Source organism: Streptomyces sp. NPDC031479 (assembly GCF_055581065.1).
Map to the genome: position 1 here is coordinate 1 of NZ_JBVIKC010000030.1, position 25,778 is coordinate 25,778.

The following is a 25,778-nucleotide window of genomic DNA, read 5'->3' on the forward strand; positions in this document are numbered from 1 at the left end:
CCAGCTGGTCCTCAAGTCCGGCTTCCCCGCCTACGGAGTCACCGGCGACCCCAACGCCGCCACCGACACCTGCGAACCGCTCGTCCTCGGCCCGCAGTTCGGCTCCTACGGGGCCACCGCCGCCGACATCTCCGTCGCCTTCGTCTCCGCCGCGGCGGCCGCGCTCGGCTCCGACGAGATGCCCACGCGCCGCCGCCGGGTCGCCGTCCGCGGCACCCGCGGCATCGGCCCGCGGGACCTCCTCCTCAACTCCCGGGTGGGCGCGGTCGATGTGGACGCGCGCAGCGGACTCGTCTCCCTCGACGGGGAACCGCTGCGCTCCGAAGCCGCCGAGTCGGTCTCCCTCAACCGCCTGTACTTCCTGTGAAGCCCGTAAGGACGTCTGCCATGACCACGAACAAGCCCACCGCCGACGGATTCCGGATGCCCGCCGAGTGGACCCCCCACGAGCGCACCTGGATGGCGTGGCCCAGCCCCAACCCCACCTTCACCAACGAGCGGGAGCTCGCCGAGGCCCGCGAGGCGTGGGGCGCCGTCGCCCGCGCGGTGCGCTCCTACGAGCCCGTGACCCTCGTCGTCTCCCCGGGCGACGCCGACTCGGCGCGCGCGCTCGTCGGCGAGGACGTCCAGCTGGTCGAGCGGGAGCTCGACGACGCCTGGATGCGCGACATCGGCCCGACCTTCGTCACCAACGACGCCGGCGAGCTGGCCGCCGTCGACTGGACCTTCAACGGCTGGGGCGCCCAGGAGTGGGCCCGCTGGGACCACGACGAGAAGATCGCCCGGCACGTCTCCGACCTCGCGGGCACCCGTACGTACAGCACCCGCCTGGTCAACGAGGGCGGCGCGATCCACGTCGACGGCGAGGGCACCGTACTCCTGACCGACACCGTGCAGCTCGGCGAGGGGCGCAACCCCGGCTGGACCCGCCAGCAGGTCGAGGCCGAGATCCACGCCCACCTCGGCACCACCAAGGCCATCTGGCTCCCGTACGGCCTGGCCGGCGACTACGGCACCTACGGCACCCAGGGCCACGTGGACATCGTCGCCGCCTTCGCCCGCCCCGGCGTGGTCGTGGTCCACACCCAGCCCGACCCCGCCCACCCGGACCACGAGCGCTGCAAGACCATCGCCGCGATCCTGCGCGCCTCCACCGACGCCCGCGGCCGGCAGCTGGAGGTCGTGGAGATCCCCGCGCCGACCGTGCTGGAGGAGGACGGTGAGTGGGTGGACTACTCGTACATCAACCACTACCTCTGCAACGGCGGCGTGGTGCTGTGCTCCTTCGACGACCCGCGCGACGAGGAGGCCGCGGAAATCTTCCGCGGTCTGTTCCCGGAGCGGACCGTGACGCTCGTTGACGCACGTACGATTTTCGCCGGGGGTGGCGGTATCCACTGCATCACCCAGCAGCAGCCGAAGGTCTGACCCACGGACCGCCGGCGAACCTCGTGAAGGAGTGGCCCATGGTGGCGGGTGGAGTACCGGTACGGGCGGCGCGCAAGAACGCGCCCCCGCGCGAGGACGTACTCGTCGCCGCCATGGCCACGATCGCCGAGCGCGGACTGGACGGCCTGACCATGGCCGGCCTCGGCCGCCAGGTCGGCATGAGCAGCGGCCACCTCCTCTACTACTTCGGCAGCAAGGACGAACTCCTGCTGCGGACCCTGGAGTGGAGCGAGGCGGCGCTGGGCACCGAACGGCGCGCCCTGCTGTCCCGTCCCGGCACGGCACGCGCCCGCATCGGGGCCTACGTGGACCTCTACGTGCCCGACGGCCCCCGGGACCCGCACTGGACCCTGTGGCTGGAGGTCTGGAACCGCTCCCAGAACGCCGGGCCCCAGGAACGCGAACGGCAGGCCGCCATCGAGGGCGCCTGGCACCGCGACCTGGTCGCCCTCCTCGCCGAGGGCATCTCGCGCGGGGAGTTCCGCCCCGTGGACGCCGAACGCGTCGCGGCCCGCCTGCGGGCCCTGCTCGACGGCTTCAGCATCCAGCTGGCCGTCGGACTGCCGGGGATCGGGCGCGAGGACATCCTCGAACACGTGGCCGAGTACCTCACGGAAGCCCTGGTGGCGCAGGCCTGACCGGGCGGCCGGCCCGGCTGCCGGACGGGGCTGCCCGGATGCTGAGACCGGCGTCCACGGGTGACGGGCTGTGTGGCACACTGCGAGCGTGCCTGCTCAGCTCATGATTATGGACAGCAGCGCGCCGGTCCTCTGTGACCGCTGAAACCGTGGAAGACCTTCGCGGCAGCGGCCACCGTGCCTCAGACCCGCGCGCAGACCTCTCGCACCCGCGAGGGGTCTTTTCGTTTCCCGGCTCCAAAAACACGCCGGGCGGCAGCGCGCGATGATGGGGGCAGTGGATCCCGGGCTTCCGGAACCACTCATCCGACAGGAGTCAGATCAGCATGACGACGACAGAGGCGACGGAGCCGACAGCGGCCCTCGATGACAGCTTCCACGTCTTCGACACCACCCTGCGCGACGGCGCCCAGCGTGAGGGCATCAACCTCACGGTCGCGGACAAGCTGACCATCGCACGGCACCTGGACGACTTCGGCGTGGGCTTCATCGAGGGCGGCTGGCCCGGCGCCAACCCCCGCGACACCGAGTTCTTCGCCCGCGCCCGCGCAGAGATCGACTTCAAGAACGCCCAGCTCGTCGCCTTCGGCGCCACCCGCCGGGCCGGCGGTTCCGCCGCCGCGGACCCGCAGGTCCGCGCCCTCCTGGAATCCGGCGCCCCGGTGATCACCCTGGTCGCCAAGTCCCACGACCGGCACGTCGAACTCGCGCTGCGCACCACCCTCGAAGAGAACCTGGAGATGGTCCGGGACACCGTCTCGCACCTCGTCGCCCAGGGCCGCCGCATCTTCGTCGACTGCGAGCACTTCTTCGACGGCTACCGCGCCAACGCCGAGTACGCCAAGTCCGTGGTCCGCACCGCGCACGAGGCCGGCGCCGATGTCGTCATCCTCTGCGACACCAACGGCGGCATGCTCCCCGCCCAGGTCACCGCCGTCGTCGCGACGGTCGTCGCGGACACCGGGGCCCGCCTCGGCATCCACGCCCAGGACGACACGGGCTGCGCCGTCGCCAACACCCTGGCCGCCGTCGACGCGGGCGCCACGCACGTGCAGTGCACCGCGAACGGCTACGGCGAGCGCGTCGGCAACGCCAACCTCTTCCCCGTGGTCGCCGCGCTGGAGATCAAGTACGGCCGCAAGGTGCTCCCCGAGGGCGCCCTGGCCGAGATGACCCGCATCTCGCACGCCATCGCCGAGGTCGTCAACCTCACCCCCTCCACGCACCAGCCCTACGTGGGCGTCTCGGCCTTCGCGCACAAGGCGGGACTGCACGCCTCGGCCATCAAGGTCGACCCCGACCTCTACCAGCACATCGACCCGGAGCGGGTCGGCAACACCATGCGGATGCTGGTCTCCGACATGGCCGGCCGGGCCTCCATCGAGCTCAAGGGCAAGGAGCTCGGCGTCGACCTAGGAGGGGACCGCGCGCTGATCTCCCGGGTCGTCGAGCGGGTCAAGGAGCGGGAGCTCCAGGGCTACACCTACGAGGCCGCCGACGCCTCCTTCGAGCTGCTGCTGCGCGCCGAGGTCGAGGGCCGGGCGCGCAAGTACTTCCGTACGGAGTCCTGGCGCGCGATCGTCGAGGACCGCCCCGACGGCACCCACGCCAACGAGGCCACGGTCAAGCTGTGGGCCAAGGGCGAGCGGATCGTCGCCACGGCGGAGGGCAACGGTCCCGTCAACGCCCTGGACCGGGCCCTGCGCGTGGCCCTGGAACGCTTCTACCCGCAGCTCGCCAAGTTCGAGCTCATCGACTACAAGGTCCGCATCCTGGAGGGCAAGCACGGTACGGAGTCCACGACCCGCGTCCTGATCTCCACGACGGACGGCACCCGGGAGTGGGCCACGGTCGGTGTCGCCGAGAACGTGATCGCCGCGTCCTGGCAGGCCCTGGAGGACGCCTTCACCTTCGGCCTCCTGCGCGCGGGCGTCGAACCGGCGGAGTAGGCGTCCCCGGGGGCCGGATGCCGGGTTGCGGGGTCGCAGGACTTCCTTTATGTCCAGCTCACACAGGAAAAGTCCCGTTCGGGTAGCGTCTTGGGCATGAGGACCAGGCTGATTTCCGTGTTTTCCGGCCTGCTGCTGGCCCTGTCGGCGACCGCTCTCGTGGTCGCCCCGCAGGCGTCGGCGGCCACCGGGGTTTCCGCCGTCGGGGAGGCCCTGAAGAAGGGGCCCGTCTACGTGGACCCCGGGGCGCGGGCGCAGTTGTCCCAGAGCCAGGCCGACGCGCTGGCCAAGAAGATCAAGGACGCGGGCAAGCCGGTGTTCGTCGCCGTGCTCCCGAACACGGCCGAGTTCCCGCAGGACAAGGTGCTCGGCGCCGTCCGGGCCGAGACCGGGGTCACCGGTCTGTACGCGGTCCGCCTCGGCGACGGCTTCAAGGCCGGCGCCGACCGGACCGTGATGTCCGGCAACGCCGTCCGCAACCTCACCGACGCCGTCAAGACCGGCACCCCGGTGGACGCGAACACCCAGCTCAACAACTTCGTCGACCAGGCCCTCACCCAGGTCAAGGGCGGAGCCCCGGCCTCCTGGGGCGGCGCCGCCGCGGACGACGCCTTTCCCACCGGCGCGCTGATCGGCCTCGGGGCGGTCGCGCTGGTCGGCGGCGGCGGTGCGTACGCGCTGGTGAAGCGCAACCGCCGGCGGAAGGAGGAGGCCCGCCGTGAGGCCATCGCCCGCCTGAGCGTGGTCGTGGACGAGGACATCACCGCATTCGGCGAGGAACTCGACCGCCTCGACTTCCACCCGGGCGAGCCCGGCGCCGACGACGCGATGCGGTCGGACTACGCGCAGGGCCTGGACTCCTACGAGAAGGCCAAGCAGATCATGGCCTCCGTGCAGCGCCCGGAGGAGGTCCAGGGCGTGACCCAGGCGCTGGAGGACGGCCGCTTCGCGCTGGCCCGCCTCGACGCGCGCCGTCAGGGCCGGCCCCTGCCGGAGCGGCGTTCGCCCTGCTTCTTCGACCCGCGCCACGGCCCGAGCAGCGAGGACGCTGCCTGGGCGCCGGCCGGCGGGGCACCGCGTACGGTTCCGGTCTGCGCGGCGGACGCCGTACGGCTGCGTGACGGCCTGGACCCGGCGGTCCGCACCGTCGACACCGAGCACGGGCCGCGCCCCTACTACGACGCCGGCCCGGCGTACGGTCCCTGGGCCGGCGGCTACTTCGGCGGCGGCATCCTGCCCGGCCTGCTGATGGGCACGATGCTCGGTTCGATGATGTCCACTCCCGCCTACGCCTCCGATTTCGGCGGTGGCATGGGCTCCGGGTTCGAGGGGGGCGACGTCTCCGGGGCGGACTTCAACCCGTCCGACTTCGGCGGCGGGGACTTCGGCGGCGGGGGCGGCTTCGACGGCGGTGGGGGCTTCGACGGAGGGGGCGACTGGTAGTCGCCCCCGGCCCGGAGCCGTCCGGCAGGACCTAGGCCTGCTTGATCGCCGAGATGTCGAAGGTCAGCTTCACCTTGTCGCTGACCATCACGCCACCGGCCTCCAGTGCCGCGTTCCAGGTCAGACCCCAGTCGGAGCGGAGGATCTCGGCCGAGCCCTCGAAGCCGACGCGCTCGTTGCCGTAGACGTCGGTCGCGCTGCCCGCGAACTCCAGGTCGATGGAGAGCGGGCGCGTGACGTCCTTGATCGTCAGCTCACCGGTGATCCGGTACGTGTCACCGCCGACGCGCTGCGCCGAGGTGGAGCGGAAGCGCATCAGGGGGAAGCGTTCGGCGTCGAAGAAGTCGGCGCCCCGCAGGTGCGCGTCGCGGTCGGCGATGCCCGTGCCGACGGAGGCGATCGTGACGTCGATGGCGGCCGTGGACCGGGAGGGGTCCGCGCCGTCGAGGTGCAGCGTGCCCTCGTGCTCGGTGAAGCTGCCGCGGACGTTGGTCACCATGGCGTGGCGCACGGTGAAGCCGATGCTGCTGTGGCCGGCGTCGATCGTGTAGTCGCCGGTGAGGGCGGCGAGCGCCGGGTCCACGTCGAGCGTGGCGACGGGGGTGGTCTGGCTGCGGCGGGTGAAGAGACCCATGGCTTCCTCCTCGGAAGGTTCTGCGAAGAAATTGCTTGAAACTTCAACTAGAGCGAGACTAGAGCCATTCCGTTCAAATTTCAACTTCCTCTGGGTTGAAGGGGGTCGTTTTGTGGGACTCCCACAAAGCCCAATGGTCCCCACTGGGGGAGTCCGTACATCCTTCGGAGGTTCTGTCCGGCCCGTACAGCGGATGGGGCCCGAGACTGTGTAGAACCAACGGAGGGTTTTCATGGCCGGGCTTCGTAAGGTCGGTACATGACCGTTGTGGACCAGACTCCGAGCGAGCCGACGGACGCCCGCGGGCGCGTGGCCGAGCTGCACTCCCTCCGCGAGGACGCCCGGCGCGGCCCCAGCGACCGGGCGACCGAAGCGCAGCACGCCAAGGGCAAGCTGACCGCCCGCGAGCGCATCGCGCTCCTGCTCGACGAGGGTTCCTTCAAGGAGGTCGAGCAGCTCCGCAGGCACCGGGCCACCGGCTTCGGCCTGGAGGCCAAGAAGCCCTACACCGACGGTGTCATCACCGGCTGGGGCACCGTCGAGGGCCGCACGGTCTTCGTCTACGCCCACGACTTCCGCATCTTCGGCGGGGCGCTGGGCGAGGCCCACGCCACGAAGATCCACAAGATCATGGACATGGCCATCGCGGCCGGTGCCCCGCTGGTCTCCCTCAACGACGGCGCGGGCGCCCGCATCCAGGAGGGCGTCTCCGCGCTCGCCGGGTACGGCGGCATCTTCCAGCGCAACACCAAGGCCTCGGGCGTCATCCCGCAGATCTCGGTCATGCTCGGCCCCTGCGCCGGCGGCGCCGCGTACTCCCCGGCGCTCACGGACTTCGTCTTCATGGTCCGCGACACCTCGCAGATGTTCATCACCGGCCCGGACGTGGTCCGCGCGGTGACCGGCGAGGAGATCACCCAGAACGGCCTCGGCGGCGCGGACGTGCACGCCGAGACCTCGGGCGTCGCGCACTTCGCGTACGACGACGAGGAGACCTGCATCTCCGAGGTCCGCTACCTCATCACGATGCTGCCCTCCAACAACCGTGAGAACCCGCCGGTCCACGAGACCGACGACCCGAAGGACCGTCGCTCCGACGTCCTGCTGGACCTGGTCCCGGCCGACGGCAACCGCCCGTACGACATGCTCAAGGTCATCGAGGAGCTCGTCGACGACGGCGACGTCCTGGAGATCCACGAGCGCTGGGCCCGCAACATCATCTGCGCCCTCGCGCGGCTGGACGGCCAGGTCGTCGGCATCGTCGCCAACCAGCCCGGCCACCTCGCCGGCGTCCTGGACATCCACGCCTCCGAGAAGGCCGCGCGGTTCGTCCAGCTCTGCGACGCCTTCAACATCCCGATCGTCACGCTGCTGGACGTCCCCGGCTTCCTCCCGGGCGTCGACCAGGAGCACGGCGGCATCATCCGCCACGGCGCCAAGCTGCTGTACGCGTACTGCAACGCCACCGTGCCGCGCATCTCGCTGATCCTGCGCAAGGCCTACGGCGGCGCGTACATCGTCATGGACTCCCAGTCCATCGGTGCCGACCTCACCTACGCCTGGCCGACCAACGAGATCGCCGTCATGGGCGCCGAGGGCGCGGCCAACGTCATCTTCCGCAAGCAGATCGCGGACGCCGAGGACCCCGAGGCGATGCGCGCCCGGATGGTCAAGGAGTACAAGGCCGAGCTGATGCACCCGTACTACGCGGCCGAGCGCGGCCTCGTGGACGACGTCATCGACCCCGCCGAGACCCGCGAGGTGCTCGTGAGCGCCCTCGCGATGCTCCGCACGAAGCACGCCGATCTGCCGTCCCGCAAGCACGGCAACCCGCCGCAGTAACGAGCGAAGGAGACCTGCCACCGATGAGCACCGCCACCGACACCCTGCTGAAGGTCGAGAAGGGCAACGCCGCGCCCGAGGAGCTGGCCGCGATCACCGCGATCCTGCTCGCCCGCGCCGCCGCCACGCCCGAGGAGTCCGCCACCAGCCCCCGCTCCCAGGCCGGCTGGCGCCGCCTGGAGCGCAGCCGCGGCTTCCAGGCCCCGCACAGCTGGCAGGGCTAGCCGGCCCGCCACCGCGCCACCGCTTCGCCCGACGGCCGCCCGTCCGCACCCGAACCCGGGTGCGGTGGGCGGCCGTCCGGCGTTCGCCGCCCGGACGCCGAAGGCCCCGCCCCGGGGTGGGGGCGGGGCCGGGCGCCGGACACGGCAGTGTGCCGTGCCCGGACGATCCGGGCACGGCAACTTCAGCGGGGTCCCGCCGGCGTCAGGGCCGCTTGCCGCCCTTGGCCGGTCCCTTGTCCGCCGTGTTCGCGGAGCCGGGCTGCTTGGGCGCGGCGTTCCTCAGGAACGGTCCGCCGGCCACCGGTTGGATGACGACCTGATTCCAGGGTTTGAGGTTGGTGACGGGAGTGCCGCAGTCGAGAGTCGTCCCGTTGGAGGCGCACTGGAGCTCGTACACGGTCCCGGTCGTGGTCATGACCTTGAAGTTCGTCACCTGGCCCAGGGACGACACGGTTGCGCTGCAGACGGTTGACGGATTGGGGTAGCCGGGGTTCTGCGCGGTCGTGGTGAGGTCTTCCCGCTTGTAGGGCCCCGTCTGGGGGTCGTCCCGGTGTCCGCCGTACGCCACTCCGTTGATCAGGAAGACGCTGAATTCCTCGGTACTGTTGGAGAGGATCGAGCCGATGCCGTTACCGCACCCGCTGGGTCCGGTGGCTCCTGTGGCTCCGGTCGCACCTGTGGCTCCAGTTGCGCCGGTCGCGCCGGTCGCTCCCGTGGCTCCAGTTGCTCCGGTCGCTCCCGTGGCACCCGTCGCACCCGTGGCTCCGGTCGCACCCGTCGCACCCGTCGGGCCGGTGGGGCCGGGCGGGCCCGGCTTGCCCTTCGGGCCGCGGGGGCCCCTCGGGCCCTGCGGGCCGCGGCAGTCGTCGTCGCCACCGCCGCCGGACGGCGCCGCCTTCGACCGCGAGTCGGACGACTGGCAGTGGTCCCCACCGCCCAGCGCGTCCGCCCCGGGCGCCGCCGCGACGGCGGGGGAGGCGATGCCGCCCAGCACCAGCGCGATGGAGGCGAACGCTCCACCGGTGAGCCAGCCGGCTCGCCTGGGCAGCGGGCCCAGCTTGGATCTGCTGCTGTCCTCAAGACGCATGTGCCGCTCCTCGGGAAAATCCGATCGCATGATCACCGGATCGTCCGGTGGTCCGACGACATCCTGGGGAGCACCCGATACACGGCACCGGGCGCCGCGCCGGTGGTTCAGCGGTTCGGCCCAGCGCCCCCACCCACCCGGGTCAGCCGCGCGGCGCGCTGCGGAGCGGACGGCACCGGCCGTCCCTAAGGTCCCGGCCGTGAAGCCGACCATCTGCCTCTGCATGATCGTGAAGAACGAGTCCGCCGTGATCGAGCGCTGCCTGGCCGCGGTACGGGACCACATCGACACCTGGGTCATCTCCGACACCGGATCCACCGACGGCACGCAGCAGCTGATCCGCGCCGCGCTCGACGGGATCCCCGGCCAACTCCACGAGGAGCCCTGGACCGACTTCGGGCACAACCGGAGCCTCAACATCGCCCACGCCCGCGGCAAGGCCGACTACCTGCTCCTCCTCGACGCGGACCTCGTCCTGCGCGCCGACGCGCCCCTGCCGCCGCTGGTGGCCGATGCGTACATGCTGCGCCACGAGGGCGACACCGAGTACCGCATCAAGCGCCTGGTGAGCGGCCGGCTGCCGTGGCGGTACGAGGGGGTCACCCACGAGTACATCACCTGCGACCGTACCGAGACCGTGGCCCACCTGGACGCCCTGGTGATCGAGGACCACGGCGACGGAGGCTCCAAGCACGACAAGTTCGAGCGCGACGCCCGGCTGCTGAGCGCCGAGATGGCACGCGACCCGGACAACGGCCGGACCGTCTTCTACCTCGCCAACACCATGCGGGACATGGGCGAACGCGCCGAGGCCATCCGCCTGTACGAGCGGCGGGCGGCCATGGGCGGCTGGGTGGAGGAGGTGTACCAGTCCCTCCTCCAGGTCGGCGTGCTGCACGGCGACAGCGGGGACCCCGCCGACTGGCCGGCCGCGATGGACGCGCTCAGCCGCGCCTGGGAGTCCCGGCCGGAGCGGCTGGAGGCCTGCTACGAACTGGTCTCGCGGCTGCGGCTGCTCGGCCGCCACCACTCGGCGCACGCCATCGTCCGGGGCTGCCTGGACCGGCCGGTCCCGGACGACGTCCTGTTCATCCAGCCCTGGGTCTACCGTTGGGGGCTGCTGTTCGAGTACTCCATCACCGCGTTCTGGGTGGGCGACCTGACGGCCTGCCTCCAGGCCTGCGACCGTCTCCTGGCCCTGCCCGACCTGCCGGACCCCTACCGTCGCCAGACCGAACTCAACCGGGGCTTCGCCCTCCGGCGCCTGTCCGTGCCCGCCCAGGCCTGACGGACGGCTAGCGGGCGGCCGAGGTGAAGCGCGCGGGAGCGGGACGCCGCACGGGCGGTACGGGCACCTCCGGGGCGAAGGGCTTGGAGAAGAGGGCCAGAAGCCCCGGGTGCACCGCGCACAGCGGCATGCGTCCCGTCTCCGCCGCGGCCTGCCGCAGCCGTTCGTCGCCCGCCAGGCGGTCCGCGCTCACGTAGAGGAAGGCGTTCTGCGCGTACCAGGGTTCGATCTCCGGGTCGTCCCACAGGCGGGTGCGCAGGCAGTCGACGAGCTCGTAGCCCCACCGGCCGAAGTGGTCGCGCCAGTAGTTCGGCCACTGCTCGTTGCGGTGGTCGCTGCCGGTCTGACCGGGGACCGCGGCCGAGAAGAGCACCACGTCGGACAGCGCGCAGAGGTCGGCGACCAGCGAGTCCGCCCGGCCCGGGTCCAGGTGCTCGGCCGCCTCCAGGGACATGGCCAGGTCGAAGCGCCGGTCGTCCATCCGCAGCGGCAGGGAGAGGTCCCACCGCAGGAAGGACTCCGGCGGGATCCGCAGGGCGGACTCGGCGACCCAGTCCCCGTCGACCCCGAGGAGCGTCTGCGCCCCCAGCCGGCCGGCCGCCGCCAGCCAGGACCCCGTACCGCAGCCCAGGTCGACCACGCTGGAGGGACGGACCAGATCGAAGACCAGCGGCAGCACCCGCTCGGCGGAGCGCGCCGAACCGTCCTGCTGGCTCTCGTAGAACCACGTGCCGTACGCGTCGCTGCGGGACACGGACATCCCCATCACCTCGAAACTCGCCGCTCGCCGATCCGGTCGACGCGACGATCCCACAACGGGGAGCGGGCCGGGGCGTGCCACGCGCGGGGAGAAAAGACGGAGCGCCGGGATCCGCATCGGGATCCCGGCGCTCCGCGCGTACGAGGGACGGCTACCGCAGACGGGCCATCAGGGCGTGCTCGACGAGCGTGATGAGCGCGCTCTTGGCGTCGCCGCGGTGGCGGGCGTCGGTGGTGATGATCGGGGCGTCGGGCCCGATCTGGAGGGCCTCGCGGACCTCCTCCGGCGTGTACGGCTGGTGGCCGTCGAAGCCGTTCAGCGCGATCACGAACGGCAGGCCGCTGTTCTCGAAGTAGTCGACGGCCGGGAAGCAGTCCGCGAGACGGCGCGTGTCGACGAGGACGACGGCGCCGATCGCGCCGCGGACCAGGTCGTCCCACATGAACCAGAAGCGGTCCTGACCGGGCGTACCGAAGAGGTACAGGATCAGGTCCTGGTCCAGGGTGATGCGGCCGAAGTCCATGGCGACCGTGGTGGTCGTCTTGTCACCGGTGTGGGTGAGGTCGTCGATACCGGCCGAGGCGCTGGTCATGACGGCTTCGGTGCGCAGGGGGTTGATCTCGGAGACCGCGCCGACGAACGTGGTCTTGCCCACGCCGAAGCCGCCCGCCACCACGATCTTCGCGGAGGTGGTGGAGCGGGGAGCCGCTCCGCCGTTAGAGCTTGCGAAGTCCACTGAGCACCCTTTCGAGCAGTGTCACATCTGGCTGGCCGCCGGCGGACTCGTCGCCGCCGGGCTGGTGAATGGCGACAAGGCCCGCCTCCGCCAGGTCGGCTACGAGGATGCGGGCGACACCAAGAGGAATGGAGAGAAGTGCCGAGATCTCCGCGACGGATTTGATCTCCTGGCACAGGCGGCAGATGCGCTGGTGCTCGGGCAACTGCCCTTGCAGCCGGGCGGGATCCGCCGTGGTACTGACCAGCGCCTCGATGGCGAGCTGGTAGCGCGGCCGGGTACGGCCGCCGGTCATCGCGTACGGACGCACCAGCGGGTTGTGCGCCTTCGGAGCCTGCGGCTGGGAGCCGCGCAACGGCTGCTGCGAAGGGCGCTGGGAATGCGGGGGTTGCTGGGGCTGGCCGTACTGCTGGTGCTGGTAGGGGTTCTGCTCCGGCACGGACCGGCTGGGAGCCGAGGGGAAATTGAAGCGGTTCTGGTCGTGCCCACCCTGCGGCTGCTGCGCGCCGCCATAAGGATGTCCTCCGGGTGTTGTCACGTCTCCTCCTCCGACTCCAAGAACGCAGTACTCCCTGTGGAACCGCGCCACCGCACCCTACGGTGCGATGACGCGAAACACACTGCCTGTCTGTTAGTTGAGAAGACTTCCCTGCAGCTCGGCGCGCAGATCCGGAGTCAGGACACTGCCCGCGCGGTCGACAAGGAGGGCCATCTCGTAGCCCACGAGGCCGATGTCGCACTCGGGGTGCGCGAGCACCGCGAGGGACGATCCGTCGGAGACGGACATGAGGAAGAGGAATCCCCGGTCCATCTCGACCACGGTCTGGTTGACGGCGCCGCCCTCGAAGATCCGGGAGGCTCCCGCGGTCAGCGACGTCAGACCGGAGGCCACGGCCGCCAGCTGATCGGCGCGGTCACGCGGGAACCCGTCGGACATCGCCAGAAGAAGGCCGTCGGCGGAGACCACCACGGTGTGGGACACCCCAGGGGTGTTGTCCACGAAGTTGGTGATCAACCAGTTCAGGTTCTGTGCCGCCTGGCTCATCGGGCTCACACTAACGCTCCTGGTCATAGCTGTTACTTGACTGCTCGGAACCCGCGCTGCGCCCCTGCTGGACACCGCGCCGCAGGTTGCTCAACCTGCCACGGACGTCCTCCGGTGCGCGGGAGACCTGCGGGCCGCCCTGCGGGGTCGTCTCCGCGGCGCCCTCGACCAGGTTGGCCTTGGGTACCCGCCGAGGGAGACCGGACGGGGTGACCCCGCCCGCCTTCGGCTCACGGAGCTTGCCGGCCTGCTGCCAGCGCTCGTCGTTGCGCGAACGCCACGCGGCGCCGTCTTCCGTCTCCTCCGCCGGGGCCTTCTCCGTGGCGGCGGCCTGCTGCTGACGCTGCGGGCGCTGCTCGAAGAGGGATCCGGCGGACTCCGCTTCCTGCTGTGCCGGCTGCCACTGCTGCTGGCTGCCGCGTCGCGGCAGGCCCGCTCCGGTCATTTCGTGACCGGTGTCGGCAGCGGCGCCCGGACGGTCGAAGCCTACGCGTTCCCGGGCCGGTTCGGGAGCGGGCGGGGATTCCGATTCGATCCCGTAGTCCTGCTGGTAGGAGCCCGGGAAGGTGTTCTGCTCGGGCCACGCCGCCTGCGGAGACTGCTCTTCGTAACCACCGTCGTACGTCTGCGCGGGCTGCTGCTGCTCCGCGTACCCGTCTTCCGTATAGGCATATCCCTGGTCGGGGTACGCCTCGTAGGCCTGGGGCTGCTGCGCGTTCTCGTACGGGGCCTCGTAGGCCGGCGCGGCCGGCTGTTCGTAGCCCTGGTACGGCTGGTACGCGTGCTCCGGCTGGGGTTCCGGATACTCCTGGACGGCACCTTCCGGCTGCTGCTCCTGCGGGAAGCCGACCTGCGCCTCCAGCTGGGCCCGGCGCTCCTCGCGGCCCAGCGACCGGACGACCGGGTCGACCGGCGCCCCGTCGGGGCCCTGCCCGCCCTGGGCGTCGTAGCGCGAGTCGTCGAAGCCGAGTTCGGCGGCGGTGCGCAGCGGGGCGGCCTGCTGGCTCTGCTGCTGCGGAATCATCGAGGAGACGGTGAAGTCGTCGTCCGGGATGCCCTCGCCACCGCCACCGTGGGTGATGGCGTCGGGGAGCATGACCAGCGAGGTGGTGCCCGCGGCCTCGCCCGAGGGGCGCAGCTGCACGCGGATGCTGTGGCGGTCCGCCAGCCGGCCGACCACGAACAGACCCATGCGCTGCGAGATCGCGGCGTCCACGGTCGGCGGGTTGGCCAGCTTGTGGTTGATGTCCGCGAAGTCCTCGGCGGTGAGGCCGATGCCCTTGTCGTGGATCTCGACCATCACGCGGCCGTCGGGCAGACGCGTGGCGTTGACGCGGACCTTGGTCTGCGGGGAGGAGAAGGTGGTGGCGTTCTCCAGCAGCTCGGCGAGCAGGTGCACGAGGTCGGTCACGGCCTGGCCGTGGATCTCGGCCTCGGAGACGCCCGAGAGCTCGATGCGCTCGTACTGCTCCACCTCGGAGGAGGCGGCGCGCAGCACGTCGACGAGGGGGACCGGCTGGTCCCAGCGGCGGCCCGGGTTCTCACCCGCGAGGATGAGGAGGTTCTCGCCGTTGCGGCGCATACGGGTGGCCAGGTGGTCCAGGCGGAAGAGGTTCTCCAGCTGGTCCGGGTCGGCCTCGTTGTTCTCCAGGTCGGTGATGAGGGTCAGCTGGCCCTCGATCAGCGACTGGTTGCGCATGGAGAGGTTCGTGAAGATCGCGTTGACGTTCCCTCGCAGGAGCGCCTGCTCGGCGGCGAGCCGGACCGCTTCCCGGTGGACCTGGTCGAAGGCGCGCGCGACCTCGCCGATCTCGTCCTGGGAATTGATCGGGATCGGCTGGACGCGGGTGTCGACCTTGCCCGGGTCCGTGCGCGAGAGCTGGTCGACGAGCATCGGCAGGCGCTGCTCGGCGACGTCGAAGGCGGAGCTGCGCAGGCGGAGCATCGCACGGCTCATCTGGCGGGCCATCATGCCGGCCAGGATGAACGCGGCGAGCATGGCCACGACCACGATCGCGCCGGTGAGGATGGCGTCGCTCTGCGACTTGTCCGAGACCGCGACGGCGTCCTTGACGGCCTTGTCGAGGAGGTCCTTCTCGATCTCGGCGTAGGCGTCGAACTTGGCGGTGGCGGCGGCCTGCCAGGCGGGGGCGGTGGTGCCGTTCAGGGCGAGCTTGGCGGGCTTGTCGCCGCTGGCTATCGCCTCGGTCATACCGGTGAGCGCGGAGCCGTTGACCACGGGCGGGGCCTTGAAGGTGGTGCTGCCGGACTGCTCGGCGGCCTGCTTGGCCTGAGCGAGCTTGGCGGCGCCCTCCTCGGACTTCTTGCCCATGACCTCCTTCAGCCGGTTCGTGTCCTCGTCGGTGCCGGCGGCGACGTACTCACCGATGGCGATCTCTTCGAGGTAGGCGTAGGAGGAGAAGGCGACGAGCTGGGCCTTGCGGACGTTCTCGTCCTCGCTCGGGCGCACCAGCAGGTGCGTACCGACGGAGCGCTGGAGCGAGTTCGCGGCCTTGGCCAGCTCGACCGCGTAGACCATGCGGCCGTAGCTGGTGACGTTGCCGGTGCCGAGGCCCAGTTCGTTGGAGAACTGCATGAGGTAGTGCTGGACCAGCACGTACCCCTCTTCGGTCGGGATGGGGCCGGCCGCGGCGGGGAGGTTCTTCTTGGGGGTCTCGGGGACGGCGTAGGCCGTCTTGCGGACCTGTTCCAGCTTGGGCTCCTCCTGGCGGAAGAGCTCCAGGCGCCGTTCCAGACCCTGCTTCTGCGGCAGGTTCTTGGCGGCCTCGGCGAACTTGGCCTTGGCCGCGTCGGTGGCCGCGTAGGCCTTCGTCACGGCCTGGTTGGCGCGGTCGCCCTTCAGGAGGGGCTCGGCGGTGAGGTCACGCTCGTTGAGGAGGGCCTGGCCGTATTCGGCCGCCGCCTGGACGATCCGCGCGGTCTGCTCGGCGTCCTTGGCCTCGTTCCAGCTGTCGACCGAACCCTTCACCTGGAAGCCGCCCATGACCAGGCCCACGAGGGCCGGTACGAGGAGGATGGCGTTCAGGCGGGTCGGCACGCGCCAGTTGCGGGGGGAGAACTTGCTGGTGCTGCCGCCGCCGGTGGATGGTTCCACGGGTACGTCGACAGGTGACGCGGCCGCGCGCGGCGGCGGGGTGAAGTTGCCGCGCGCGGGTTCATCCGCGGGGCTCGAGTTGCTTCGCCTCACTCGACCAACAACCTCTCGGCGGTGCTACTAGCTAGTTCGTTGAATTCCAGCACGATGAACGGCCGTGTTCCAAACAGTTGAAATCCGCGTTTCCCAGAGCCTTATGTCCCGCATAAACCGGACATAAAGAGCGAGGTACGGCAAAAGCCGGGACAGTCGTGCGCGCAGCGGTACCAGCCGAACGCGCGCTGTGCCCAACTGGCGGCAATTCTCTGTCGAAACGTTATGAACGACAGGGGCGGGCCGTGTCCGATGACACAGCCCGCCCCCGCGAATCGACCTCGAAACCGTGTTACTTGAGCCGGGCCATCAGGGCGTGCTCGACGAGCGTGATGAGCGCGCTCTTGGCGTCCGCGCGGTGGCGGGCGTCGGTGGTGATGATCGGGGCGTCGGGTCCGATCTGGAGGGCCTCGCGGACCTCCTCCGGCGTGTACGGCTGGTGCCCCTCGAAGCCGTTCAGCGCCACGACGAACGGCAGGCCGCTGTTCTCGAAGTAGTCGACGGCCGGGAAGCAGTCCGCGAGACGGCGCGTGTCGACGAGGACGACGGCGCCGATCGCGCCGCGGACCAGGTCGTCCCACATGAACCAGAAGCGGTCCTGACCGGGCGTACCGAAGAGGTACAGGATCAGGTCCTGGTCCAGGGTGATGCGGCCGAAGTCCATGGCGACCGTGGTGGTCGTCTTGTCACCGGTGTGCGTGAGGTCGTCGATGCCCGCGCTCGCGGACGTCATCACGGCCTCGGTGCGCAGGGGGTTGATCTCGGAGACCGCGCCGACGAACGTGGTCTTGCCCACGCCGAAGCCGCCCGCCACCACGATCTTCGCGGAGGTGGTGGAGCGGGGAGCCGCTCCGGCGTCAGAGCTTGCGAAGTCCACTGAGAACCCTCTCGAGCAGCGTTACATCCGGCGTTCCGCCGGCCTCTCCATTGCCCGGCTGGTGGATGGCCACCATTCCGGCCTCGGCCAGGTCGGCCACGAGGATCCGGGCGACACCGAGCGGCATCGACAGCAGTGCGGAGACCTCCGCGACCGACTTCACCTCACGGCACAAGGTGCAGATGCGCTGGTGCTCCGGGAGCAGGGTGGAGAGGTGCATCGGATCGGCCGTGGTGCTGACCAGCGCCTCGATGGCGAGCTGGTAGCGCGGCCGGGTACGGCCGCCGGTCATCGCGTACGGACGCACCAGCGGCTGGTCGCCTTCCGAGTACGAGTCTCCGTACGCGTCGGGATAGGCGGGGGGCGGGGTCATTGATCCTCCGGGCTGGACAGCAGTGGTCAGCGTGCCGTCTGACGGGGCGGCCGGTGGGGGGACGTGATGACGGCCTGACGGGGGTACTGGTTTCCGGGAGCGGAGTCCCGGTCCCCCGGCCGGAAGTACCGTCCGGCCGGGAGTGTGCGAGTCAGATGAGCAGGCTTCCCTGAAGCTCCGCGCGCAGGTCCGGGGTGAGGACGCTGCCGGCGCGGTCCACGAGGAGGGCCATCTCGTAGCCCACGAGGCCGATGTCGCACTCGGGGTGCGCGAGCACCGCGAGGGACGATCCGTCGGAGACGGACATGAGGAAGAGGAATCCCCGGTCCATCTCGACCACCGTCTGGTTGACGGCGCCGCCCTCGAAGATCCGGGAGGCCCCGGCGGTCAGCGAGGTCAGACCGGAGGCCACGGCCGCCAGCTGGTCGGCGCGGTCACGGGGGAATCCTTCGGACATCGCCAGAAGGAGTCCGTCGGCGGAGACCACCACGGTGTGGGACACCCCAGGGGTGTTGTCCACGAAGTTGGTGATCAACCAGTTCAGGTTCTGTGCCGCCTGGCTCATCGAACTCAACTATCGCTCCTGCTGGTAAGTGGGGTCGACGTGGTAACTGCCGGTCGCGGGGCCGGTGGTGCCGGCCTGGCGCCCCTGCTGGATACCGCGTCGGAGGTTGGTGAGGCGCCCGCGGACGTCGTCCGGGGCACGCGAGACCTGCGGGCCCGCCTGGGCCTCGGCCTGCTGCTGGGCGGTACCGGCCACGAGGTTCGCCCGCGGCACCCGGCGGGGCAGCCCCGAGGTGGTGATGCCGCCGGCGGCGGGCTGACGCACCCGCTCCGCCTGACGCATCAGCTCGTCGTTGGGGGAGGACCGCCAGCTGACCGTCGGCGTGCTGCCGGTGACCGCGGTGGCGGGCTCGGCCGCGTGCTCCTGGCCGCGCTGCGGCCCGGACTGCTGGGGCTGCTGCGGCTGCTGGGGTACGGCCGGCGCCTGCCCGGAGGACTGGGCGTCCGCCTGCGGGAACCAGTTCGACTCCAGTGTGTCGAAGATCGGGCTGCGCAGCTCGCCGGTGTTCTGCGAGGGGGCCGGCGGCAGCGCCTCCGGCTGGTGGGCCTGCGGCAGCTGCGGAGCCTCGGCGCGCGGGGCCGGGGCGTAGCCGCCCTGCTGCTGCGCCGGCGGACGCTGTTCGCCGTAGCCGCCGGCACCGGGGCCGCCGGGGCGGGCGAACTGGCCGGTGGAGGCCGGGTCCAGCGGACCGCCCTGCTGCGGGCGCTCGAACTGGCCGGTCTGGCTCGGGCCGGCGTCCTGCGGACGCGGGGCGTTGAAGTCCGGACGGGCGAACTCGGCCGTGGAGCCGGGGCCCGACAGTTCGTCGTGGCCGCGCGGGACCTCCTGGCCGTTCTGCCCCGCACCCCAGCTGGTGGTCTGCGGGAGCCCGGCCGGAGAGGCGCCGGCACCCGGAAGCTCCGGGCGGGGGGCGCCACCGCGCGGCGGCAGCTGCGGACGACGGCGCTGGACCGGAGCCTTCTGGCCCGGCTGCTGCCCAGGCTGCTGCCGACCCTGCTGACCCTGCTGACCCTGCTGGCCGTACTGGCCGGGCTGCTGGGGCTGGCCCTGCTGGGGCTGCTGCCCGTACTGACCCGGCTGCTGCGGGGACTGGGGCTGCTGCGGACGCTCGAAACCGTTGCCCTGCGGGAACCCGCCGGGCGCGGGCTGCTGCGGCATGCCGGCCGGACGGGCCTGCGGGCCGCCCGAGAGGAGCCCGCCGCCCTGGTTGCCGCCCTGACCGCGGGCGGGCAGCGGAGCCCCGGAGCCGAAGGCACCCTGGCCCTGGCCCGTCGCGGCGCCGGGACCGCCCTGGGGACGCTGCCCCGGGCCGCCCTGCTGCGGACGCTGCTGCTGGCCCGGCGCACCGTCACGTCCGGGCAGGGCGGCACGCTGGCCGCCGCCCTGGACCTGGCCGCGCTGCTGGCCGGCGCCGACGGCGGGACGTGCGCCCGCGCCGGGCACGGAAGCCTGCCCACCGGGAGCACCCTGACCGCCCTGGCCGCCCGCGGGGCCGCCCTGAGCGCCCGCGGGGCCGCCCTGGCCCGGCATCGGAGCCGGCTTCTTGCCGCCCTGGGCGACATCCACCGGGAGCATGACGAGGGCCGTCGTACCGCCCGAGTCGGAGGGGCGCAGCTGGATGCGGATGCCGTGTCGCAGGGACAGGCGGCCGACCACGAACAGGCCCATGCGGCGGGAGACGGAGACGTCCACGGTCGGCGGCGACGCGAGCCGCTCGTTGATCGCGGCGAGGTCCTCGGGGGAGAGGCCGATGCCGGTGTCGTGGATCTCGACGAGCACGCGGCCGTCGGGCAGCGCGTGACCGGTGACCTTGACCTTGGTCTGCGGGGAGGAGAACGAGGTGGCGTTCTCCAGCAGCTCGGCGAGGAGGTGCACGAGGTCGTTGACGACGCGGCCGGCGACGTCGGTGCCGGGCACCGACGCGAGTTCGATGCGCTCGTACTGCTCCACCTCGGACGCCGCGGCGCGGAGCACGTCGACGAGCGGGACGGGGCGGGTCCACCGGCGGCCCGGCTCCTCGCCCGCGAGGACGAGGAGGTTTTCGCCGTTACGGCGCATGCGGGTCGCGAGGTGGTCGAGCTTGAAGAGGGAGGACAGCTGGTCCGGGTCGGCCTCGCGGGACTCCAGTTCGGAGATGAGCGAGAGCTGACGCTGGATGAGGCCCTGGGAGCGGCGCGAGAGGTTGGTGAACATCGCGTTGACGTTGCCCCGGAGGAGGGCCTGCTCGGCGGCGAGGCGGACGGCCTCGCGGTGCACGTCGTCGAAGGCCGCGGCCACCTGGCCGATCTCGTCGCGGGTGTGCAGGCCGACGGACTCCACGGAGGTGTCCACGTCCTGCGGGTCCGACTCCGAGAGCTGCTTGACGAGCTCGGGCAGACGGTCCTGGGCGACGCGCGTCGCGGTGTCCTGCAGGCGGCGCAGCGAGCGGATCATGGACCGGGCCATGATGAAGGCGCCGACGAGCGAGACGCCGAGGACGAGGAGGATCAGGGCACCGTTGATGATGGCGTCCTGCTGCGACTCGTTCTTGAGCTCGCGGGCCTTCTGCTCCATGTCCTCGAGCAGGGTGAGCTCGATGACCTTCATCGCCTGGAGCTTGGTGTCGTCGGCGTCGTACCAGTCCATCCAGGACCGGTTCTTCTCCTTGCCGAACTGCCCCTGGGTGCTCAGCACGCGGCGGGCGTAGTGGTCGGCGGTGCCGATCTCCGTGTTGCCGTCGCCGAGCGCCGCGAGGAGTTCCTCGGGCTTGCCCTGGTAGACGAGCTCGAAGGTCTTCTTCTGCTGGCTCTCACCGCGCAGCGCGGAGAGGGCGTAGAGGCGGTCGTTCTCCTCCAGCTTGCCCGGCTTGTCGCCGCTCTCGGGGAGCGAGGCGGCGATGATCGCGCGCTGGATGGAGGCGTACTCCTTGGCGGCGGAGAACGCCGCCAGGGCGCGGGTGCGCTTGATCATCTCGGGGCTGGAGGTGGCCTGGGCCATGTCCTGCGAGAGCGAGAGCAGCGAGACGATCAGCGAGTTGTACTCGGTGACGGTCTGCTGGGCGCCGTTGACGTACGCCTTCTTGCGGATGTCCTCGATGCCGGTGAGCTGGCGGCCGATCTGCAGGATGTTGTTGCGGATCGACTTGAGGGTCTCGTCCTTGTCCTGCGCGTTGTCGACCTTGTCGGTCGCGGAGGCGAAGGCCTTGGCGGCGGCGTCGGTCTGGTCGCGGACGCCCTGGACGAGGCTGTTGGCCTTGCCGTCCTTGGTCTGCGACAGCGGACCGGCCGACTTGTCGCGCTCCTCCTGGAGCATGGCGGCCAGGTTGGTGGCCTGCCGGGTCATCGTCGTCAGCAGCTGCATGTGCTCCAGCTGCGCGATGTCGTTCATCGAGTCGTTGATGCGGAAACCACCGAGCGTGGTGGCGGCGACGACGGGCAGCGTCAGCAGCGACACCAGTCGCGTGCTGATGCGCCAGTTCTGCATGGCCAGACGGGAACCGGGCCCGGGCGGGGCCTTCGGTATCGCCTCGTCGGGCTCGGCGGACTCGCTCTTGCCCTTGGCCCGGCCGGCCTTGGCGACCTTGCCGGGCTTCCCGGACTTGCCGCGGCCCTTCGCCTTCACCGAAGCCGGGGCATCGGGGCCCGCTCCTTCGACAGCCGGCCCGCGGTTCTGGGCGTGCTGGGGCGAGGAGCCACGGTCGGTCCCGCCGCGCGGCTCCTGCTCCGCCGCAGCGCTGCCATCCCTCTTGAATCGTCCCTGCACTAGCGTCGCAACCTCTGGACCAGGCGTCCCGCCGGATGAGCGGTGGGACGGTGTCGAGTCGTGGGGCACTGACGGCCCCATGGTGGTCGTCGGTGACCGGCGCGTCTCCCTCTCCTTGCCACCGCGCTCGGCGCTCTCTCGCGCCACCTGCGCGCCGGCTGATACCCGCGGCGGTCCCGCGAATTCCAGCACAGTGGGGGATCTCCAACAAGGTGCGCGTGTCGCCCCGGCGAGCCGGTCACGGCACGTGATGGATGGGCTACGCGATGTGCAACAGCTATCGGGATGAATCGGACTTACGCCAATCAAAGCTTGCCTCTGGCAAGGTGTCCCAGTCCTGATGATCAGGAGCGGAATGGCTGATTCAGTGGCGCAATGTCCGTTTCGTCGGGTGGAATTGACTGACCATTATGCCCGGAATGCCCCTTCATTGGTGAGGAAACTCACACGCGAGTGGCCATTACTTCCTGGTTCGGTCGGGGATTCAGATGTTTAGCCTTGCCTTTTAAAGGGTTGGCGCCCCACCCGGCGCATCCGACAACCCTCACCCCACGAGCGAGCCGAGGGCCCGAAACTCCGATGAAGACGACGATGATGTTCCGCAACATAGCCAACCCCCGCCGCACGACCCTCGCGCACCTCAAGGACGCCGAGGAACTGCAGGCGGCCCCGGCCACCCCGGAGCACTCCGTCGAGCTTCCGGGCCAGACCGCGAACCCCCGCCGCACCGTCCTGATGGACGCGCCGGTCGCCGCCGCGCAGTAGCGGCCCCGCGCGAGGACGCGGAGCGCCGCCGCCCACCGCGTTAGCCTGGAGTCCGCAGACTCCAGCCAGCGGAAATACAGAGGGGCAGACGCAACACGTGCGCATCGCCAGGTTCTCGATCGACGGCAACGTCGCCTTCGGCGCGGTCGAGGGCGACGCCGCCCCCGGCGACGGGTCGGAGCTCGTCCTCGACATCATCAAGGGCATCCCCTTCGCGGACTTCGAGCTCTCGGGCACGAAGGTCCCGCTGAGCAAGGTCCGGCTGCTGCCGCCCGTGCTCCCGAACAAGGTCGTGGCCGTCGGCCGCAACTACACGGAGCACGCGGCGGAGCTGGGCAACGAGGTGCCCGAGGCTCCGATCACCTTCTTCAAGCCCTCCACCTCGGTGGTCGGTCCGGGCGACCCGATCACGTACCCCTCCTTCTCGCAGGACCTCCACCACGAGGCGGAGCTCGCCGTGGTCATCGGCCGCATGTGCCGGGAGGTCCCCAGGGAGCGCGTCAAGGACGTGATCCTCGGCTACACCTGCGCCAACGACGTCACCGCGCGCGACGTCCAGCAGCGGGAGAAGCAGTGGGCCCGGGCCAAGGGCTTCGACAGCGCCTGCCCCCTCGGCCCCTGGATCGAGACCGGCCTCGACCCGGCGGCGATCGCCGCGGGCCTGGCCGTCCAGTGCACCGTCAACGGCGAACAGCGCCAGCTCGGCAGCACCAGCGACATGGTCCGCTCCGTCGAGGACCTGATCGTGCACATCAGCGAGGCCATGACCCTGCTCCCGGGCGACGTCATCCTCACGGGGACCCCGGCCGGAGTCGGCCCCCTCAACGTCGGCGACGAGGTCGCCGTCACCATCGAAGGCATCGGCACTCTCACCAACAAGGTGATCAAGCGTGGCTAACGCGAACGTCCGCGTACGTTTCTGTCCCTCCCCGACCGGCAACCCCCACGTGGGCCTGGTCCGCACCGCCCTCTTCAACTGGGCGTTCGCCCGCCACCACGGCGGTACGTTCGTCTTCCGCATCGAGGACACCGACGCGGCGCGCGACTCCGAGGAGTCGTACGTCCAGCTGCTCGACTCGCTGCGCTGGCTCGGCTTCACCTGGGACGAGGGTCCCGAGGTGGGCGGCCCGCACGCCCCGTACCGCCAGTCCCAGCGCATGGACATCTACGCGGACGTGGCGCGCAAGCTCCAGGACGGCGGCTACGCCTACCACTGCTACTGCACCACCGAGGAGCTCGACGCGCGCCGCGACGCCGCCCGCGCGGCCGGCAAGCCCTCCGGCTACGACGGCCAGTGCCGCGACCTCACGGCGGAGCGGAAGGCCGCGTACGAGGCCGAGGGCCGCAGCTCGATCGTCCGCTTCCGGATGCCCGACGAGACCATCACCTTCACGGACCTGGTCCGCGGCGAGCTCTCCTTCTCTCCGGAGAACGTGCCGGACTTCGGCATCGTCCGCGCGAACGGCGCCCCGCTGTACACGCTGGTCAACCCGGTCGACGACGCGCTGATGGAGATCACGCACGTCCTGCGCGGCGAGGACCTGCTGTCCTCCACCCCCCGCCAGATCGCCCTCTACAAGGCGCTGATCGAGCTGGGCGTCGCCAAGGCCGTCCCCGAGTTCGGCCACCTGCCGTACGTCATGGGCGAGGGCAACAAGAAGCTCTCCAAGCGCGACCCGGAGTCCTCGCTCAACCTCTACCGCGAGCGCGGCTTCCTGCCCGAGGGCCTGCTGAACTACCTCTCGCTCCTGGGCTGGTCCTTCTCCAAGGACCAGGACATCTTCTCCATCGAGGAGATGGTGGCGAAGTTCGACATCCCGGACGTCAACGCCAACCCGGCGCGCTTCGACCTCAAGAAGTGCGAGGCGATCAACGCCGACCACATCCGCCGCCTCGACCCGAAGGCCTTCGCGGACGCCTGCGCGCCCTGGCTCGCGGCCCCGCACGCCAACTGGGCCCCCGAGGACTTCGACGCCGAGGCCTGGGCGCGCATCGCCCCGCACGCCCAGACCCGCGTGACCGTCCTGTCGGACATCACCGCGAACGTCGACTTCCTGTTCCTGAAGGACCCGGTCGAGGACCAGGCGTCGTGGGACAAGGCCATGAAGGGCGAGCCCGCGGCCCTGCTGACCACCGCCCGCGAGAACCTGGCCGGCGCCGACTGGTCGGACCCGGAGTCCCTCAAGCAGGCCGTCCTGACCGCGGGCGAGGCCCACGGCCTCAAGCTCGGCAAGGCGCAGGCCCCCGTCCGCGTGGCCGTCACCGGCCGCACGGTCGGCCTGCCGCTCTTCGAGTCCCTGGAGATCCTGGGCCGGGAGCGCTCGCTGGCGCGCATCGACGCGGCGCTGGCGAAGCTCGCCGCCTGATCCGCACCCCGTGAAAGGGGCGGTGGCCTTCCGGCCGCCGCCCCTTTCGGCGTTGTCGGCGACCGGCCCTAAGGTGCGTGCAGTTGATCACGCACTCCCCGGAAGGCCGCACCATGCCGATGACCGCCCCCGACTTCGACCGCTACTTCACCCCGGGCCACTCCTTCGTCTACGAGAGCGGGGAGAGCGGCACCCTCGCGGTGGCCGTGGCCGGGGAGCTGTGGCTCCCGAGCGGCGAGGTGATCGCCTGCGACCCCTTCGTCAGCCTCGGCGGGGGATGGACCAAGCCCTTCACCACCCGGGTGGCCCCCGGCCGCTACCGCGTCGAGACGGCGATAGCCACCCTCGTCACCCCCGGTGCGGACCCCGGCGGTCGCCCGCACCTGCGTACGGCCGCCGCCCGGCTGGTGATCCGGGACACGGCGACGGCGAGCTGGGAGCACGCCGTGACCGAGGGGCAGGACGTGTCCGGCCTCGGTGACGGCGAGTTCTTCGGCTACGGGGTGGACGCGGGCGCCGGCTGCTTCTACGACAAGGCCGCCGACGATTCCTTCCCGGAGTGCGAGGGCGACGAGGGTCCGCTCTGGGACGCCTTCGAGGGGGCCGGCCACGGCCCCGGCCCGTACCTGGTCGGAGGTGAGCACGGTCACAACCTCGCGGCCTTCGGCTCCGGCTGGGGCGACGGCCACTACCCGACCTGGATCGGCCGGGACGCCGACGGCGAGGTCACCTGTTTCGTGACGGACTTCTTCGTCGTGCCCACGCCGGAGGACGTCGCGGCGTAGGCT

22 protein-coding genes and 1 pseudogene are annotated in these 25,778 nt (G+C 71.0%); 12 read left to right on the top strand and 11 right to left on the bottom strand.

Features of this window, described 5'->3' with window-relative positions:
• The 5 genes and pseudogenes from ACZ5D2_RS27545 to ACZ5D2_RS27565 form a co-directional block, all read left to right on the top strand.
• Positions 1-367, top strand: a pseudogene (locus ACZ5D2_RS27545) (urease subunit alpha); the annotation flags it as partial.
• Between the two features lie 20 nt (positions 368-387).
• Entirely contained in the window at positions 388-1,428 is a 1,041-nt protein-coding gene (locus tag ACZ5D2_RS27550) for an agmatine deiminase family protein (RefSeq protein WP_371676511.1), read from the top strand.
• A 38-nt stretch (positions 1,429-1,466) separates the two neighbouring features.
• Positions 1,467-2,087: a TetR/AcrR family transcriptional regulator gene (locus tag ACZ5D2_RS27555; protein ID WP_371676510.1), complete on the top strand. Its 621-nt coding sequence runs from the start codon at positions 1,467-1,469 to the stop codon at positions 2,085-2,087.
• Between the two features lie 326 nt (positions 2,088-2,413).
• Entirely contained in the window at positions 2,414-4,036 is a 1,623-nt protein-coding gene (gene cimA, locus ACZ5D2_RS27560; RefSeq protein ID WP_468932921.1) for a citramalate synthase, read from the top strand.
• A 96-nt stretch (positions 4,037-4,132) separates the two neighbouring features.
• Positions 4,133-5,479 carry a hypothetical protein gene (locus ACZ5D2_RS27565; RefSeq protein ID WP_371676508.1) on the top strand — a complete coding sequence of 449 codons (1,347 nt, stop codon included), beginning with the start codon at positions 4,133-4,135 and terminating at the stop codon, positions 5,477-5,479.
• 31 nt (positions 5,480-5,510) lie between these two features.
• On the opposite strand, the gene ACZ5D2_RS27570 is transcribed toward ACZ5D2_RS27565, so the two are convergent.
• Entirely contained in the window at positions 5,511-6,113 is a 603-nt protein-coding gene (locus tag ACZ5D2_RS27570) for a YceI family protein (RefSeq protein ID WP_371676507.1), read from the bottom strand.
• A gap of 258 nt (positions 6,114-6,371) precedes the next feature.
• On the opposite strand from ACZ5D2_RS27570, the gene ACZ5D2_RS27575 reads away from it, so the two are divergent.
• Positions 6,372-7,955, top strand: coding sequence for an acyl-CoA carboxylase subunit beta (locus ACZ5D2_RS27575; RefSeq protein WP_266842525.1), 1,584 nt, complete (start codon positions 6,372-6,374; stop codon positions 7,953-7,955).
• Between the two features lie 23 nt (positions 7,956-7,978).
• The gene (locus ACZ5D2_RS27580) at positions 7,979-8,179 is read left to right on the top strand and encodes an acyl-CoA carboxylase subunit epsilon (RefSeq protein ID WP_266842527.1); all 201 of its coding nucleotides are present in this window, start codon (positions 7,979-7,981) and stop codon (positions 8,177-8,179) included.
• A gap of 202 nt (positions 8,180-8,381) precedes the next feature.
• On the opposite strand, the gene ACZ5D2_RS27585 is transcribed toward ACZ5D2_RS27580, so the two are convergent.
• Positions 8,382-9,266 (bottom strand): hypothetical protein, encoded by an 885-nt coding sequence (locus ACZ5D2_RS27585; protein ID WP_468932926.1) that lies wholly within the window; start codon positions 9,264-9,266, stop codon positions 8,382-8,384.
• Between the two features lie 199 nt (positions 9,267-9,465).
• Between ACZ5D2_RS27585 and ACZ5D2_RS27590 the strand changes: the two genes are divergently transcribed.
• Positions 9,466-10,554: a glycosyltransferase gene (locus ACZ5D2_RS27590; RefSeq protein WP_468932928.1), complete on the top strand. Its 1,089-nt coding sequence runs from the start codon at positions 9,466-9,468 to the stop codon at positions 10,552-10,554.
• A gap of 7 nt (positions 10,555-10,561) precedes the next feature.
• Here ACZ5D2_RS27590 and ACZ5D2_RS27595 read toward each other — a convergent pair whose 3' ends face one another.
• The 9 genes from ACZ5D2_RS27595 to ACZ5D2_RS27635 form a co-directional block, all read right to left on the bottom strand.
• Positions 10,562-11,314 (bottom strand): class I SAM-dependent methyltransferase, encoded by a 753-nt coding sequence (locus ACZ5D2_RS27595; protein ID WP_371676504.1) that lies wholly within the window; start codon positions 11,312-11,314, stop codon positions 10,562-10,564.
• Positions 11,315-11,465: 151 nt separating this feature from the next.
• The gene (locus ACZ5D2_RS27600) at positions 11,466-12,050 is read right to left on the bottom strand and encodes a GTP-binding protein (RefSeq protein WP_136214583.1); all 585 of its coding nucleotides are present in this window, start codon (positions 12,048-12,050) and stop codon (positions 11,466-11,468) included.
• Positions 12,031-12,588 carry a DUF742 domain-containing protein gene (locus tag ACZ5D2_RS27605; protein ID WP_371676503.1) on the bottom strand — a complete coding sequence of 186 codons (558 nt, stop codon included), beginning with the start codon at positions 12,586-12,588 and terminating at the stop codon, positions 12,031-12,033. Before ACZ5D2_RS27605 ends, ACZ5D2_RS27600 begins: the two co-directional genes overlap by 20 nt.
• 93 nt (positions 12,589-12,681) lie before the next feature.
• Positions 12,682-13,095 (bottom strand): roadblock/LC7 domain-containing protein, encoded by a 414-nt coding sequence (locus ACZ5D2_RS27610; RefSeq protein ID WP_030037347.1) that lies wholly within the window; start codon positions 13,093-13,095, stop codon positions 12,682-12,684.
• A gap of 10 nt (positions 13,096-13,105) precedes the next feature.
• On the bottom strand, positions 13,106-16,303 hold the full coding sequence (locus ACZ5D2_RS27615; RefSeq protein ID WP_371676502.1) for a sensor histidine kinase: 3,198 nt from the start codon (positions 16,301-16,303) through the stop codon (positions 13,106-13,108).
• A gap of 292 nt (positions 16,304-16,595) precedes the next feature.
• Positions 16,596-17,180, bottom strand: coding sequence for a GTP-binding protein (locus tag ACZ5D2_RS27620; RefSeq protein WP_371676501.1), 585 nt, complete (start codon positions 17,178-17,180; stop codon positions 16,596-16,598).
• Positions 17,161-17,553 (bottom strand): DUF742 domain-containing protein, encoded by a 393-nt coding sequence (locus tag ACZ5D2_RS27625; RefSeq protein ID WP_030227311.1) that lies wholly within the window; start codon positions 17,551-17,553, stop codon positions 17,161-17,163. The genes ACZ5D2_RS27620 and ACZ5D2_RS27625 overlap by 20 nt, the downstream gene beginning before the upstream one ends.
• A 151-nt stretch (positions 17,554-17,704) precedes the next feature.
• Positions 17,705-18,118, bottom strand: a complete 414-nt coding sequence (locus tag ACZ5D2_RS27630) for a roadblock/LC7 domain-containing protein (protein ID WP_008739864.1) — start codon at positions 18,116-18,118, stop codon at positions 17,705-17,707.
• 9 nt (positions 18,119-18,127) lie between these two features.
• Positions 18,128-21,859, bottom strand: coding sequence for a sensor histidine kinase (locus ACZ5D2_RS27635; protein ID WP_371676500.1), 3,732 nt, complete (start codon positions 21,857-21,859; stop codon positions 18,128-18,130).
• Positions 21,860-22,438: 579 nt separating this feature from the next.
• On the opposite strand from ACZ5D2_RS27635, the gene ACZ5D2_RS27640 reads away from it, so the two are divergent.
• The 4 genes from ACZ5D2_RS27640 (at position 22,439) to ACZ5D2_RS27655 (ending at position 25,775) form a co-directional block, all read left to right on the top strand.
• Positions 22,439-22,624 carry a hypothetical protein gene (locus tag ACZ5D2_RS27640; protein WP_356221683.1) on the top strand — a complete coding sequence of 62 codons (186 nt, stop codon included), beginning with the start codon at positions 22,439-22,441 and terminating at the stop codon, positions 22,622-22,624.
• A gap of 97 nt (positions 22,625-22,721) precedes the next feature.
• Positions 22,722-23,522 (top strand): fumarylacetoacetate hydrolase family protein, encoded by an 801-nt coding sequence (locus ACZ5D2_RS27645; RefSeq protein WP_468932938.1) that lies wholly within the window; start codon positions 22,722-22,724, stop codon positions 23,520-23,522.
• Positions 23,515-24,990: a glutamate--tRNA ligase gene (gene gltX / locus ACZ5D2_RS27650; protein WP_371676499.1), complete on the top strand. Its 1,476-nt coding sequence runs from the start codon at positions 23,515-23,517 to the stop codon at positions 24,988-24,990. Before ACZ5D2_RS27645 ends, gltX begins: the two co-directional genes overlap by 8 nt.
• Before the next feature lie 113 nt (positions 24,991-25,103).
• The gene (locus ACZ5D2_RS27655) at positions 25,104-25,775 is read left to right on the top strand and encodes a DUF4241 domain-containing protein (protein WP_468933009.1); all 672 of its coding nucleotides are present in this window, start codon (positions 25,104-25,106) and stop codon (positions 25,773-25,775) included.
• The last annotated feature ends 3 nt before the right edge of the window (positions 25,776-25,778 follow it).

What these genes read in the sequence shown, in the direction of transcription:
- ACZ5D2_RS27550 (WP_371676511.1), top strand. Translation starts at nt 388, where the DNA reads ATGACCACGAACAAGCCCACCGCCGACGGATTCCGGATGCCCGCCGAG.
- ACZ5D2_RS27585 (WP_468932926.1), bottom strand. Translation starts at nt 9,266, where the DNA reads ATGCGTCTTGAGGACAGCAGCAGATCCAAGCTGGGCCCGCTGCCCAGG.
- cimA (WP_468932921.1), top strand. Translation starts at nt 2,414, where the DNA reads ATGACGACGACAGAGGCGACGGAGCCGACAGCGGCCCTCGATGACAGC.
- ACZ5D2_RS27555 (WP_371676510.1), top strand. Translation starts at nt 1,467, where the DNA reads ATGGTGGCGGGTGGAGTACCGGTACGGGCGGCGCGCAAGAACGCGCCC.
- ACZ5D2_RS27570 (WP_371676507.1), bottom strand. Translation starts at nt 6,113, where the DNA reads ATGGGTCTCTTCACCCGCCGCAGCCAGACCACCCCCGTCGCCACGCTC.
- ACZ5D2_RS27625 (WP_030227311.1), bottom strand. Translation starts at nt 17,553, where the DNA reads ATGACCCCGCCCCCCGCCTATCCCGACGCGTACGGAGACTCGTACTCG.
- ACZ5D2_RS27640 (WP_356221683.1), top strand. Translation starts at nt 22,439, where the DNA reads ATGAAGACGACGATGATGTTCCGCAACATAGCCAACCCCCGCCGCACG.
- ACZ5D2_RS27595 (WP_371676504.1), bottom strand. Translation starts at nt 11,314, where the DNA reads ATGTCCGTGTCCCGCAGCGACGCGTACGGCACGTGGTTCTACGAGAGC.
- ACZ5D2_RS27655 (WP_468933009.1), top strand. Translation starts at nt 25,104, where the DNA reads ATGCCGATGACCGCCCCCGACTTCGACCGCTACTTCACCCCGGGCCAC.
- ACZ5D2_RS27565 (WP_371676508.1), top strand. Translation starts at nt 4,133, where the DNA reads ATGAGGACCAGGCTGATTTCCGTGTTTTCCGGCCTGCTGCTGGCCCTG.
- ACZ5D2_RS27575 (WP_266842525.1), top strand. Translation starts at nt 6,372, where the DNA reads ATGACCGTTGTGGACCAGACTCCGAGCGAGCCGACGGACGCCCGCGGG.
- ACZ5D2_RS27580 (WP_266842527.1), top strand. Translation starts at nt 7,979, where the DNA reads ATGAGCACCGCCACCGACACCCTGCTGAAGGTCGAGAAGGGCAACGCC.
- ACZ5D2_RS27630 (WP_008739864.1), bottom strand. Translation starts at nt 18,118, where the DNA reads ATGAGCCAGGCGGCACAGAACCTGAACTGGTTGATCACCAACTTCGTG.
- ACZ5D2_RS27610 (WP_030037347.1), bottom strand. Translation starts at nt 13,095, where the DNA reads ATGAGCCAGGCGGCACAGAACCTGAACTGGTTGATCACCAACTTCGTG.